This window comes from Streptomyces sp. NPDC021749 (assembly GCF_040640655.1).
Taxonomy (GTDB): Bacteria; Actinomycetota; Actinomycetes; order Streptomycetales; family Streptomycetaceae; genus Streptomyces.
In genome coordinates this window covers 21,231-33,815 of sequence record NZ_JBFACE010000018.1, presented here as the reverse complement: position 1 = coordinate 33,815, position 12,585 = coordinate 21,231, and the positions used below count along the sequence as shown (strand labels likewise).

The window sequence follows — 12,585 nt, the reverse complement described above, 5'->3', positions numbered from 1 at the left end:
CGCAGGGGCGTTGGCGGAGTTCGCAGGGGCGTTCGCGGAGTTCGCGGGGGTGTTCGTGGCGCGCGCAGGGGCGTTGGCGGTGCGCGCAGGGCCGTTCGCGGCGTTCGCAGGGGGAGGTGGAGCAGGCATAGACAGTGTCTACCAGGGCTGGTAGACAGTGTCTACCGACCCAGGTCCCCGGTAGTCAGTGACTACTTCGCCGGGGGCGTCCACACACGACGACGCCGGCCGCCGCGCCCCGTGGGGGCGAGCGCGACGGCCGGCATGGAGAACGGGAACCCGAGGTCCTACTCGACGACCTTCAGCAGCTTGTTGGGCGTGCCCTGGCTCGGGTTGCTGATCTTGTCGGCGGTGGCACCGTCGGTCAGCGCCTTCTCGACGTCGGCCGGCTTGGCGTCCTTGTGGCCCGCCAGGTAGACCGCGGCGGCACCGACCACGTGCGGGGTCGCCATCGACGTACCCGAGATGGTCTTGGTGGCGTCATCGCCGCTGTTCCAGTCCGAGGTGATGTCGGAGCCGGGGGCGTAGAGGTCCACCACGCTACCGAAGTTGGAGAAGTCGGACTGCTCGTCCTTGTTGGTGCTGGAGGCCACGGTGATGGCTTCCTTGACGCGCGCCGGGGAGCTCTGGCCCGCGTCGCTGGACTCGTTGCCCGCCGCGACACCGAAGGTGACACCGGAGGCGATGGCCTTCTTCACGGCCGCGTCGAGCGCCTCGTCCACGCCGCCACCCAGGGACATGTTGGCGACCGAGGGGCCCTTGTGGTTCTTGGTGACCCAGTCGATACCGGCGACGACCTGCTCGGTGGTGCCGGAGCCCTGGCCGTCCAGGACCTTGACGGCCACGATCTTGGCCTTCTTGGCGACACCATGCTTCTCACCGGCGATGGTGCCGGAGACATGGGTGCCGTGGCCGTTGTCGTCCTCGGCCTTGTCGCTGCCGTCGATGGCGTTGAAGCCGTACGACGCGCGGCCGCCGAAGTCCTTGTGGCTGATGTGCACGCCGGTGTCGATGACGTACGCGGTGACGCCCTCACCCGCGCTGTCGGGGTAGTTGTACTTCTTGTCGCCCTGGGTGTCCTTCTGGTCGATGCGGTCCAGGCCCCACGACGGCGGGTTGTCCTGGGTGGCGTCGATGTGGAACTTCTTGTTCTGGACGACCTTGTCGACGGCCGGGTCGGCGGCGAGGCGCTTGGCCTCCTCGGCGCTGAGGTCATTGGCCGAGAAGCCGTCGATGGCGGAGGAGAAGGTGCGCTTCACCTTGCCGCCGTACTTGGCGGCGAGGTCGCCGCTCTCGGCCGTGCGGATGGACTTCTTCAGCATGACGATGTAGCTGCCGTTGACGGCGCCCTTGGCCTGGGCACCGTAGATCTTGCCTTCGGCGGGCGCGGGCGAGGCGCCCGCCGTCACCGCGGTGACGGTGGCGATACCAGTCGCGGCAACCGCGGCGGCTATCGCCGTGACGAGCCGCTTCTTGCTGGAACGCTTGTGAGCCATTGCGAGGGTTCTCCTCGTTCGTGGTGTGGGGGGAAAGCGTTGCGCCAACAGCCCTTGGACGCAGGAAAATCTGCGTCGGGCTGACTCGAAACCCTGTCTGATTGATGGGACCAATTCAAGGGAGACCCCGTCGTGTGAGATAGGCAACAAGCTTCTAAAAATGCAAAAGGGCCCAGAATTGGGCAAAGGAAGCCGCCGACTTGAAGCAGGGCGACTCAACTCCGTTTACGTTCGCGTAATGGAGGGAAAGCGGGGCGGGATTTGAGGCGCGGGTCCGCCGCCTGGCGGGTGCCACCCCTCGACCGCGATCCGCTGCCGCAACTCGTCCGCCCGGTTGGCGACTTGGTCAGTTCCTTCAGCGCTGATACCGCGCCAGCACCAGATTGCCGTCCCGGATCAGCCGCTTGCGGAGGGTGACGAGGTCGATCGCGCCGCTGTAGTACTCCTGTAGACCCGGAGTGGCGATCTTGTCCTTCCACTCCGGATAGCCGCGGACGGACTGAGCCGGGGCGGAGCGCAGGGTTCCGGCGAGCGCGGTGCCGGTCGCCCAGCCGTACCGACTTACCCGGAGTGCGGGGTCCCGTAGCGCCTCCTGACCCGTCGGCAACAACCAGTCCCCCAGGGCCAGTCGGACCATGTTCGGCGGCCGGAGGAAGAAGTCGATGAAGGCCATCGCCTCTTCCTTGTACGGACAGTCCGCGGCGATCGACAGGGTCTGCGGGCTCACACCCTGCTCCTGCGTCGCCCCCTTGGGTGCCGGCAGCACCGTCCAGTCGAAGCCCTTGGGTGCCTGCTGGGCGATCTGCTGCCGGTACGAGAAACCGAGCGGCACCATCGCGTAGCGCCCGGCGAAGAAGCCGGGGAGAGTGTCGGAGCCGCCCATGCCCAGCGTCGTACGGGCAGCGCTGCGGTCGACGTTCACCTGGTCGTGGATGATCCGCGGCACCACCTGGTCGACGGCGTCGAAGCGGACCTGCACCGTGCCGTCCGGGCGGCGGTGGAAGACCCGGCCGCCGGTGGACAGCGAGAGGTTGAGGGTGGCCGAGACCGGTTCCTTGAGCGGCCAGGCCACGCCATGCTCGGTGCCACGGGTCAGCCGCTGGGCTACCTCCGCGAACTCCTCCCAGCTCCAGGGCTCCTCCGGGGTGGGGACGCGGACGCCGGAGCGGTGCAGCTTCGCGCGGTTGGCCACCAGTACGCGGGGTTCCTGGAGGAACGGGACGCCGTGGACCCGGCCGTCGAAGGTGGCGGTCTGCCAACTGTGGTCGGGAATATCCGCCTTGAGGCGGGGCGGCAGGAGGGGGGTGAGGTCGGCCAGGTCGCCACCGTAGGCGAAGTCCGCGAGGTCGTCGGAGGCGTCATGGATGATGTCCGGTGCCTCGCCGCCCTCGAAGGAGGTCAGCAGCTGGTCGTGGACGGTCGGCCAGGCGCCCTGGACGTACTGCACCTGGACGGCGGGGTGCCGGCTGTTCCACTCGGCGACCAGCTGCTTGTTGGCCTTGACGGAGTCCTGCTGCCAGGCCAGCGACTGGAAGCGCAGGGTGATCCGGCCACCGGCTCCGCGCCGCGGGCGGCCGGCCGAGCAGCCCGGGAGCAGGGTCGCGGCGGGCAGCGCGGCGGCGGCCGTCAGCAGTCCGCGGCGGCTCCATCGGGCCGGGCGGGTCGGCGTACGGGCGGCGGGCATCAGCTCTTCACCGCCCCGGCGAGCATGCCACCGGTGATCCGGCGCTGGATGACGGCGAAGAGCAGCAGACCGGGGAGGGTGGCGAGGAGTGCGGCGGCGGCCAGCGGTCCGAGGTCGGCGACGCCCTCCGCCCCGAGGAAGTGGGTCAGCACCACCGGAAGGGTCTGTTTTTCGGGCGACTTGAGCAGGACCAGGGCGAAGAAGAACTCGTTCCAGGCGGTGATGAAGGCGAACAGGGCGGTGGCCACGATGCCCGGTGCGAGCAGCGGCCCGGTGACGGACAGCAGCGTACGGAGCCGGCCGGCGCCGTCCACGGCCGCCGCCTCCTCCAGTTCGCGGGGGACGGCCCGGACGTATCCGGTGAGCATCCACAGCGCGAAGGGCAGCGACCAGACCACGTAGACCAGGATCAGGCCGATCCGGGAGTCGACCAGGTGGAGTCCCTTGAGGATCAGGAACAGCGGGATGATCACCAGCACCAGGGGGAACGCCTGGCTGACGACGACCCAGCCGGTGGCCGCCCGGGCGAGGCGGGTGCGGTGACGGGCGAGGACGTACGCCATCGGGGTCGCCAGTACGACGGCGAGCAGCGCGGAAACCGCGGCGGCCAGCAGGCTGTTGCCGGCGGCGGCCAGGAGGGGCTGCTGCGCGAAGGACTGCCGGAAGTTCTCCAGCGTGGGCGCCTCGGGGATCCAGGTGGGGTGGGCGGCGGCCAGCTCGCGGGGTGGCTTGAAGGCGGTGGAGACCAGCCAGAGGAAGGGGAAGGCGAGGAAGGCGAGATAGCCGAGGAGCGCGGCGTACTGGCCGGTGCGGGTCGCGGTGCGGCGGGCGGTCATCGGTCCTCGTCCCCCTTCAGCCGGCCGGCCAGATAGAGGGCCAGCAGGACGGAGATCACCGCGACCATCGCCAGGCCCATCGCGGCGGCGTACCCGAACTGCCCGTAGCGGAACGCCTCTTCGTACGCGAAGAGCATCGGCAGTCTCGTGCGGCCGCCGGGGCCGCCGTCGGTCAGCACGAAGACCAGGGCGAAGGAGTTGAAGTTCCAGATGAAGTTCAGGGCGGTGACGGTCAGGGCGACCGGTCGGAGGGCGGGCCAGGTGACGGTGCGGAACCGGCGCCAGGCGCCCGCGCCGTCGAGGGCGGCGGCCTCGTGCAGTTCGCGCGGCACGTTCTGCAGACCGGCCAGCAGTGTGACGGTGGTCTGCGGCATCCCGGCCCAGACACCGACGACCAGGACCGCGGGCAGCGCGGTGGCCAGGCCGCTGAGCCAGTCCCGCCCCTCGGCTCCGGACAGGCCGAGGCCGCGCAGGGTCTCGTTCAGCACACCGGCGTCCGGGTGGTAGACCAGCCGCCACATGATGCCGACGACGACCTCGGGCATCGCCCACGGAATGATCGCCAGTGCCCTGGCCAGCCAGCGCAGCCGGAGGTCGAGGTTGAGCAGCAGGGCCAGGCCGAGGGCGAGCAGGAACTGCGGGACGGTGACGCCGAACGCCCAGATCAGGCCGATCCGGAAGGAGTCCCAGAACAGGGAGTCGTGGAGGAGGTCGGAGAAGTTCAGCAGTCCGACGAACCCGGTGGCCTGGGTGCGGCCCGACTGGGCGTCGGTGAACGACAGGCCGATGCCGTACAGCAGCGGTCCGACGCTCAGGGCCAGGATCGGGAGCAGAGCGGGCAGCACGAGGAACCAGACGCCGTGGTCCCGCCGGGGCCGGCCGGCCCGGCCGGGGCCTGCCGTGGCGGACCGCCGCGCCACCGCGGTCGGCGCTGCTGCCATCAGGTCCCCCGTCCCCGTTCCCCGGTGGCCGCTCCCCACCCGGCCGCCGTCATCGTCGTGAGGCCGGCGGCCGCCGTCAAGGTCCTGGCTGGTTTCCGTGAAGGATCTCCCCACCCGGGGCGCCGGGGGCACCTGCGACACTGGGGGCCGGCACCCATCGCAGGAGGCAGCACCATGACCGAACCGAGCCCGGCAGCCTTCACGGAGGCGCGCGCCCGGGAGGTCCTCGCCGCGGCCGGGCGACCGGAGGCGGCGGCCGACGCCCGGCTGCTCGCGCTCGGTGAGAACGCCGTCTTCGCCCTCGGCGGGCGCGGCCCGGTCGTACGGGTGGGCCGCAGCGCCGACCTGCTGGCGCGCGCCGAGCGGGAACTGGCCGTGGCGCAGTGGCTGGCAGCCGAGGGCGTGCCGGCTGTGCGGGCCGCGGAGCCGGTGGCCACGCTCGTCGACGGGCACCCCGTGACGTACTGGCAGCGGCTGCCGGAGGCGGTCCGGCCGGCCGGTCCGGAGGACCTCGCCGCGCTGCTCAAGCTCGTCCACGCCCTGCCGGAACCGCCCTTCGCACTCCCACGCCGCGAGCTGCTGGACGGCGTCGAGCGGTGGCTGCGGCTGGCGGGTGACGCCGTATCGGCGCCGGATGCGGAGTATCTGCGCGGGCGCCGGGATGCCTTCGCGGCGGCCGCCACGGCGCTGGAGCCGCATCTGCCGCGCGGGCCGATCCACGGCGATGCGCTGACCCGCAACGTCCATGTCGGGCCCGACGGGCCGGTGCTCGTCGACCTGGAGACCTTCTCCTTCGACCTGCGGGAGCACGATCTGGTCGTGATGGCGCTGAGCCGGGACCGCTACGGGCTGGCCCCGGACGCCTACGACACCTTCGTGTCCGTCTACGGCTGGGACGTACGGGACTGGGAGGGCTGCGCCGTGCTGCGCGGCGCGCGGGAGACCGCGAGCTGCGCCTGGGTGTCCCAGCACGCGCCCGCAAACCCGGCGGCCCTGAAGGAATTCCGGCGCCGGATCGCCTCCCTGCGCGAGAAGGACGCGACCGTGCGGTGGTACCCCTTCTGACCCGGCGTCGCGGCGGCCGGCTGCCTCCTGCTCCTGCTCCTGCTCCTGCTCCTGCTCCTGCTCCTGCTCCTGCTCAGCGTCGCAGCGGCCGGCTGTCCCTTGCCCCTGCTCGGCGTCGCTGCGGCCGGCCCGCCCCTGCCCCTGCCCGGCGGTCGCCGGATCAGACCCTCGTCGCCTGATACGGGATCAGCGGCCAGGCCGGCTCGACTATCGCCTCCGGGTCGCCGGTGCGCCGCAGATACGCCTGGAACGAGGCGGCCTGCTCGGCGGCCGCCTGCTCCTGAAGGGCGTGCAGCGCACGCGGCGACGGCAGGGCGACGGCCGGATACCGCTCGCCGATGCGCCGGGCGACCCCGGCCGCGGCCGCCGCGTCGGCGCCCGCCTCGTGCGCCCCCTCCAGCCGGACGCCGTAGTGACCGCAGAGCGCCTGCAACGCGCGGCGTCCCTTGCGGTAGCGGTCCACGTGCTTGTCGAGCACCAGCGGGTCGATGACCGGTGCGGGCGCCCGTCCGAGCCGCTCGGTCAGGGTCCGTACGCCATGGCGGCGGCACTCGCGGTCCAGGAGGGAGAGGTCGTAGCGGGCGTTCATCACCACGAGGGGGATGTCCGCGCGCAGGGCCTCGGCCAGCGCTTCGGTGATCTCCTCTATCGCGGTCGCGGGCGGGCGACCGTGCGCCTGGACATATGCGGTCGAAATGCCGTGAATGGCCGCCGCTTCGTCCGGTATCGGTACTCCCGGGTCGAGCAGCCAGGTCTGCTTCCCGGTCGCCCGGCCGTCCCCCTCCAGCCGGATCAGGGCGGCGGTGACGATGCGGTCCTGCTCGACGTCCGTGCCCGTGGTCTCCAGGTCGAAACCGACCAGCAGCTTCTGATGCCAGCTCATGCCGGTACCTCGCTTCGCCCGATCCGGCACGCGCCCGGCGCGTCCCAGACGGTGCCGAGCTCGCCACGCTCGCTCATGCGACCTCCTTCGGTGGTACTTCCCCCGTTGCCCGCCCACTCTCCCACGCACCACTGACAATCGACCGGCCGCCCGTCCCCGCCCGGCGCACCGGGGCCCACAGAGAAGAACCGCGAGCCGCGCACGAGCGGGGCGGCGCCCCCTAGGCTGGCCGCATGGACCTACGGCTGGCAGGGCGCGGGGCGCTGGTGACGGGCAGCAGTTCGGGGATCGGGGCGACGATCGCCGAGACACTGGCGGACGAGGGGTGCGAAGTCCTCGTCCACGGCCGGAACGCGGGGGCCGCGGCCGCCGTCGCCGAGCGGGTCGCGGCCCGCGGCGTACGGACGGAAGTGGTGCTCGGGGACCTGATGGAACCGGGCGTGGCCGAGCAGGTCGCCCTGACCGCACGGGACTTCGGCGTCCAGATCCTCGTCAACAACGCCGGTCCGTTCGCCGAGCACGACTGGGAGAGCTCCCGGGCGGCCGACTGGCGGGCCGCCTTCGAGGGGAACGTGCTGCCCACGGTGCGGGTCAGCCAGACGCTGCTGCCGTCCTTGCGCGCACACAGCTGGGGCCGGGTCATCACCATCGGCAGCCGGGCCGTGCGGACACCGCTGCCCAACATGGTGACGTACTCCGCCGCCAAGGCCGCCGTGGTGAACATGACCACGAGCCTGGCCCGGCATCTCGCCGGGACGGGGGTCACCGCGAACTGCGTGAGTCCGGGGGTGATCGTCAGCCCGTCGATGTACCGGATGTTCGAGGAACGGGCGGCGGACACGGCGGACCAGGGGAACGGCGCCCCGCCTGCCGAGGAGACGGCGGGCCCCGTCGACGAGGCGGACATCGTTGCCGCGTACGCCGCGAACCCGACCGGGCGGCTGGGGCGCCCGGAGGACATCGCCTCCGCGGTCGCCTATCTGGCGAGCCCGCGCGCCGATTACGTCAACGGGATCGAACTGCGGGTGGACGGCGGGATCACGGGGACTCCGTAAGGCGGTCTTCCCCTGGCGCACCGCCACCTCACCACCGCGCCACCTCACCACCGCGCCACGGCCGCCCCCTCGGTCACGTCCGGCCCCTCGGTCACCTCCGCCACCAGTTCCTCCGGGGTCGTCTCCGCCCCGCGCGCGTACGCCGCCCCGAAGGCCGTCGCGCCCAGCCCGCGGCGGGCGGCGGTCGTGCTGCGGGTCACGTCCGCGCGTTCGGCGGCCGGCCGGGGTGCCCCGGCGGCGGCGCGGAGCGCGTCCGCCGCACCGAGCAGCCGGGCCGTGGAGGTGAGCCGGCCGGTCAGCGCCCGGGCGCCGGCCAGGCCCTCCAGTGCGAGGGCGACCGCGCGGGGGTCGCCGGTGGCTCGGGCCGCGGCGAACCCGTCGAGGTGGCGCTCGTGGGCGGTGGCGGCGTCCCCGCGGAGTTCGGCGATGAAGCCCAGTTCGGCCAGGACGAACGCGGTTCCCGGGTCGCCCTCCCGGCCGCGGCACCACTCCAGCCAGGGCAGCAGATGCGCCTCGGCCTCGTCGAGCCGGCCCTCCCTCCTGGCACCGAGGGCCAGTCCGCACTCGGCGAACATCTCGCCGCGCCGGTGGGACTGTTCGGCGGCCAGCCGCAGCGCCCGTTCGTGGTGGTCCCGGGCGGCCGCCAGGTCGCCGGTCAGCAGCGCGATCCGGCCGAGCCCGGAGAGCTTGTAGGAGGCCTGGATCCGCAGGCCCAGCTCCTCGGCACTGCGCAGTCCCTCCTGGTGGAGCCGGGCCGCGCGGTCGTAGTCGCCGGTGATCTCGGCGATCGCGGCCAGCGCGTCGGTGGCCTGCAACTGGCCCCAGCGGTCGCCCAGTTCGGCGAAGAGGGCGGCGCTCTCCTCGGCGGCGCGGCGGCGGGCGGGCAGGTCCTCGCCGCCGGTGCCCTGGGCGCGGCTGCTCAGCGCCGCCGCGGTGCCCCAGCGGTCGCCGAGCGCCCGGAAGGCGGTCAGCGCCTGCCCCATCCGGTCCGCCGCGACGCCCGGGTCACCGAGGCCCACTTGGGCGTAACCGAGGAACCACTGGGCCCAGGCGCGTTCGCCGGGGTCGTGATGGGTTTCGTAGCGGCGGAGGACGGCGGCCGCCCGGGTGACCGGGTCGGCGTCCCCGCCCGCCAGTGAGGCCATGCCGACCTGCCAGGCGGCAGCCCGCAGCCGCCGGCCCTCCGGGACGTCCGGATGCTCCCCTTCGGCGGCGGCCAGCGCCGCCTCCAGCGAGCGGTCCGCCTCCGCGAGCCGGCCGCGCAGGAACCAGTACCAGGCCAGGGCGTTCACCAGCCCAAGTGCCCGGTCCGTGGCGCCGTCGAGGACCGCGCCGTCCAGGGCGGCGCGCAGGTTCGCGGTCTCCTGGTCGAGCCGCTCCAGCCACTCCCGCTGGGCCGCCCCGTACAGCAACGGCGCGGCGTGCTCGGCCAGTTCGGTGTAGTGGAGCTGGTGCCGGCGGCGCACCGGGGACAGTTCGCCGGCCTCCCGGAGCCGTTCCAGGCAGTACGCGGCGACGGTCTCAAGGAGGCGGTAGCGGGTCCCGTACGGCGTCCGGGCGACGGTCACCAGCGAGCGGTCGACGAGCCGGGCCAGCAGCTCCAGCACGTCCTCGCGGGCGATGTCGCCGTCCGCGCAGACCGCTTCGGCGGCCTCCAGGGTGCAGCCGTCGGCGTGGACGGCCAGCCGGCGCAGCACGGTGCGTTCGGGGGCGGGCAGCAGCTCCCAGCTCCAGTCGATCATGGCGCGGAGCGTCTGCTGGCGGCGCGGGGCGCCGCGTCGGCCGGCCGCCAGCAGCCGGAACCGGTCGTCCAGGCGGGCGCTCAACTCCCTTGCGCCCAGCGCGCGGACGCGGGTGGCGGCGAGTTCCAGGGCCAGCGGGATGCCGTCCAGCCGGCGGCAGATCTCGGCGACGGCGGGGGCGCTGTCGGCGTCCAGGACGAAGCCGGGGTCGGCGGCGCCCGCACGGGCCGTGAACAGGGCGATCGCGCCGTCCGGAGCCAGCGGCGGTACCGGCCGGATCCGCTCGCCCGCGAGGCCCAGCGGTTCCTGGCCGGTCACCAGTATGCGCAACTCGGATGCGGCGGCCAGGAGTTCGGCGGTGACCTCGGCCGCCGCGTCGACGAGGTGCTCGCAGTTGTCCAGGACCAGCAGCAGGCGTTTGCCGCGGACCGCCGCGACCAGGCGTGCGGCCACCGGTCCGGCCGCCGTGCCCTCCTGGACGCCGAGCACGGCCAGCACCGCCTCGGCGACCTCCGCGGCGGTGCACTTGGCGCGGCGGCCGCGATCCGTGTCGTCCGGGCGGCCGAGGGCGGCCAGCTCCACCAGCCAGCTGCCGTCCGGGAAGTCGTCGGCCAGCCGGCCGGCGCTCTCCAGGGCGAGGCGGGTCTTGCCGACGCCGCCGGGTCCGGTGAGCGTCACCAGGCGGTGCGCTGTCAGGGCCTGCTGGACCTGGCGCACCTCGTCCTCGCGGCCGAGGAGTTCGGTGAGAGCAGTGGGGAGATTGGTGCGCGGGCGGGGGTGCCGGGCCGGCTGTGCGCCCGGGGTGTGCGCCGGTGTCGTAGGGGCCGCAGAGTGGGGGTGCCAGGGTTCCTGGCGCAGGATCGCCCGGTGGACCGCGGTCAGTTCGGTGCCGGGGTCGACGCCCAGTTCGTCGGCCAGCCGGGTGCGGGTCTCGTCGTACGCGGCCAGCGCCTCGCTCTGCCGGCCGGAGCGGTACAGGGCGGTCAGCTGGAGCGCGCGCAGCCGCTCGCGCAGCGGGTGCCGGGCCACGAGGGCGGCCAGTTCGCCGGTCAGCGCGGTGTGCTCGCCCAGGTGCAGGCGGGCCTCGGCGTGCTCCTCCAGGGCGGCCAGCCGCTGCTCCTCCAGGCCCTCGGCCACCGGGCGGATCAGGTCGTCGTCCGCGAAGCCGGCGAACGCCGGGCCCTGCCACAGGTCCAGCGCCTCGGCGAGCAGCCCGGCCCGTTCCACCGGGGAACGGGCGGCCTGGGCGCGGGTGGTGAGCGCGGTGAAGCGGCCGGCGTCGAGGGCGTCGGCGGTGATGTCCAGCCGGTAGCCGGGCGGGACGGTTGCCACCAGTCCGCGCGCGCCGGGTTCGGCGGTGTCCAGGGAACGGCGGAGCTGGGAGACCTTGCTCTGGAGGGACGCGGTGGGGTTGGCGGGCGGCCGCGGGCCCCAGAGGTGCGCGATGAGCCGGCCGGCGGACACCGGACGGCCGTGGTGCGCCAGGAGAGCGGCGAGCAGGGCCCGTACCTTCTTCTCCGGGACGGGGGCGGGGCGGCCGTCGGCGGACCGCACGTCCAGAGGGGCCAGTACACGGAACTGCATACGCACAACCGTACGAGGTGCCTCAGGAAACCGGCCGGGAGTCCGCCCAGGTGCCCTCGAACTCCTCCCGGTAGGTCTCGAACAGGCCGTGGTCGCCGTCGCGTCCGTCCCGGGCGTCCTGGCGGACGAGGTCCCGGGAGCCGCCGCGCAGCACGAAGACCGGCGACTCCATGCCGCGGCTCTTGCGGAGGTACGGCTGGACGACGGCCAGACCGTCCGCCCCGTCGCCGTCGACGAGGTAGGCGGTGAACCGCGGGGTCTCGTCGAAGACCTGGATCTCGAAGGCGCCGGGGTCGCGCAGCCGGGCGCGCACCCGCCGCATGTGCAGGATGTTCATCTCGATGGAGCGGCTCATCTCGCCCTTCTTCAGGCCGATTTCCCGCTCCCGGCGGCGGACCGCGCTGCTCGCCGGGTTGAGGAAGAGCAGCCGGATCCGGCAGCCGGATTCGGCGAGCCGGACCAGGCGGCGGCCGGAGTAGTTCTGGACGAGGAGGTTGAGCCCGATGCCGACGGCGTCGAGCCGGCGGGCGCCGCCGAAGAGGTCCTCGGCGGGCAGCTGGCGCTGGAGGCGGACCCGGTCGGGGTGGACGCCGATGACGTCGGCGTAGCGGTCCCCGACGAGGTCCTCGACGGCGTCGATGGGCAGCCGCCCGGAAATACGGGTGCCGGCACCGGAGCCGAGTATGTCCAGCAGGCGGGCGGAGGCGCGCTCGGCCTGGGCGAGGACGGTCTCGGACAGCGCGCGGTTGCGGGAGACGATGTTGCGGGCGACCTCCAGCTCGTCGAGGGCCAGCTCGACCTCCCGGCGGTCGTCGAAGTACGGCTCGAAGCAGGGCCAGTGCTGGACCATCAGTTCGCGGAGTTGCGGCAGCGTCAGGAAGCTGACGATGTTGTCGTCCGCGGGGTCGAGGAGGTACCCCTTGCGGCGGCTGACCTCGCGGACCGCGACCGCCCGCTGCACCCATTCCTGCCCTGCGGGTCCGGCCGCGGCGATCACCCATTCGTCGCCGTGCACCGGCTCGTAGATGGGGCGCAGCACGGCCGCCACCACGGCCCGCAGCCGCTGCTCGACGAGATTCAGCCAGATGTAGGCGCGTCCGGCCCGGCGGGCACGGGTGCGCACCTCGCTCCACGCCTCGGCGCCCCAGTCCAGTTCCGCCCCGATCTCCAGCGGTCGTGCCAGGGACACCGCGCCGGGTGGTGCGTCGACGGAGCCGCCTTCATGCCCCTCGTGACTCTCGTCACCAGGGGGCAACTCCAGCCCGCCGCTCACCTGCCACCGCCTTCCGAACCCCCGTG

General features: G+C 73.2%; 9 protein-coding genes. 2 read left to right on the top strand and 7 right to left on the bottom strand.

The genetic code is table 11. The features are described from left to right. Positions 1 to 287 precede the first annotated feature (287 nt). The 4 genes from AB0G35_RS19470 to AB0G35_RS19455 form a co-directional block, all read right to left on the bottom strand. Positions 288 to 1,496 carry a S8 family peptidase gene (locus tag AB0G35_RS19470; RefSeq protein ID WP_360950492.1) on the bottom strand — a complete coding sequence of 403 codons (1,209 nt, stop codon included), beginning with the start codon at positions 1,494 to 1,496 and terminating at the stop codon, positions 288 to 290. Positions 1,497 to 1,851: 355 nt separating this feature from the next. Then, positions 1,852 to 3,180, bottom strand: a complete 1,329-nt coding sequence (locus tag AB0G35_RS19465) for an extracellular solute-binding protein (protein WP_360950489.1) — start codon at positions 3,178 to 3,180, stop codon at positions 1,852 to 1,854. After that, the gene (locus AB0G35_RS19460; RefSeq protein ID WP_360950486.1) at positions 3,180 to 4,016 is read right to left on the bottom strand and encodes a carbohydrate ABC transporter permease; all 837 of its coding nucleotides are present in this window, start codon (positions 4,014 to 4,016) and stop codon (positions 3,180 to 3,182) included. Before AB0G35_RS19460 ends, AB0G35_RS19465 begins: the two co-directional genes overlap by 1 nt. Then, the gene (locus AB0G35_RS19455) at positions 4,013 to 4,957 is read right to left on the bottom strand and encodes a sugar ABC transporter permease (protein ID WP_360950483.1); all 945 of its coding nucleotides are present in this window, start codon (positions 4,955 to 4,957) and stop codon (positions 4,013 to 4,015) included. The genes AB0G35_RS19460 and AB0G35_RS19455 overlap by 4 nt, the downstream gene beginning before the upstream one ends. A gap of 174 nt (positions 4,958 to 5,131) precedes the next feature. Here AB0G35_RS19455 and AB0G35_RS19450 point away from each other — a divergent pair, with 174 nt between their 5' ends. After that, positions 5,132 to 6,022: an aminoglycoside phosphotransferase family protein gene (locus tag AB0G35_RS19450; RefSeq protein WP_360950480.1), complete on the top strand. Its 891-nt coding sequence runs from the start codon at positions 5,132 to 5,134 to the stop codon at positions 6,020 to 6,022. Positions 6,023 to 6,182: 160 nt separating this feature from the next. Here the strand turns inward: AB0G35_RS19450 and AB0G35_RS19445 are convergent, their stop codons facing one another. Then, entirely contained in the window at positions 6,183 to 6,905 is a 723-nt protein-coding gene (locus AB0G35_RS19445) for an exonuclease domain-containing protein (RefSeq protein ID WP_360950477.1), read from the bottom strand. 233 nt (positions 6,906 to 7,138) lie between these two features. Here AB0G35_RS19445 and AB0G35_RS19440 point away from each other — a divergent pair, with 233 nt between their 5' ends. Beyond that, the gene (locus tag AB0G35_RS19440; RefSeq protein WP_360950474.1) at positions 7,139 to 7,960 is read left to right on the top strand and encodes an SDR family NAD(P)-dependent oxidoreductase; all 822 of its coding nucleotides are present in this window, start codon (positions 7,139 to 7,141) and stop codon (positions 7,958 to 7,960) included. Positions 7,961 to 8,004: 44 nt separating this feature from the next. On the opposite strand, the gene AB0G35_RS19435 is transcribed toward AB0G35_RS19440, so the two are convergent. Both AB0G35_RS19435 and AB0G35_RS19430 read right to left on the bottom strand, forming a co-directional pair. Further along, the gene (locus tag AB0G35_RS19435; protein WP_360950471.1) at positions 8,005 to 11,286 is read right to left on the bottom strand and encodes a BTAD domain-containing putative transcriptional regulator; all 3,282 of its coding nucleotides are present in this window, start codon (positions 11,284 to 11,286) and stop codon (positions 8,005 to 8,007) included. A gap of 22 nt (positions 11,287 to 11,308) precedes the next feature. Beyond that, a complete protein-coding gene (locus AB0G35_RS19430; protein ID WP_360950468.1) occupies positions 11,309 to 12,559 on the bottom strand; it encodes an SAV2148 family HEPN domain-containing protein in 1,251 nt (416 codons plus the stop codon). Between the last annotated feature and the right edge of the window lie 26 nt (positions 12,560 to 12,585).

Excerpts from the sequence above, each read along its gene's own strand:
- AB0G35_RS19470 (WP_360950492.1), bottom strand. The coding sequence starts at position 1,496 with ATGGCTCACAAGCGTTCCAGCAAGAAGCGGCTCGTCACGGCGATAGCC.
- AB0G35_RS19465 (WP_360950489.1), bottom strand. The coding sequence starts at position 3,180 with ATGCCCGCCGCCCGTACGCCGACCCGCCCGGCCCGATGGAGCCGCCGC.
- AB0G35_RS19460 (WP_360950486.1), bottom strand. The coding sequence starts at position 4,016 with ATGACCGCCCGCCGCACCGCGACCCGCACCGGCCAGTACGCCGCGCTC.
- AB0G35_RS19455 (WP_360950483.1), bottom strand. The coding sequence starts at position 4,957 with ATGGCAGCAGCGCCGACCGCGGTGGCGCGGCGGTCCGCCACGGCAGGC.
- AB0G35_RS19450 (WP_360950480.1), top strand. The coding sequence starts at position 5,132 with ATGACCGAACCGAGCCCGGCAGCCTTCACGGAGGCGCGCGCCCGGGAG.
- AB0G35_RS19445 (WP_360950477.1), bottom strand. The coding sequence starts at position 6,905 with ATGAGCTGGCATCAGAAGCTGCTGGTCGGTTTCGACCTGGAGACCACG.
- AB0G35_RS19440 (WP_360950474.1), top strand. The coding sequence starts at position 7,139 with ATGGACCTACGGCTGGCAGGGCGCGGGGCGCTGGTGACGGGCAGCAGT.
- AB0G35_RS19435 (WP_360950471.1), bottom strand. The coding sequence starts at position 11,286 with ATGCAGTTCCGTGTACTGGCCCCTCTGGACGTGCGGTCCGCCGACGGC.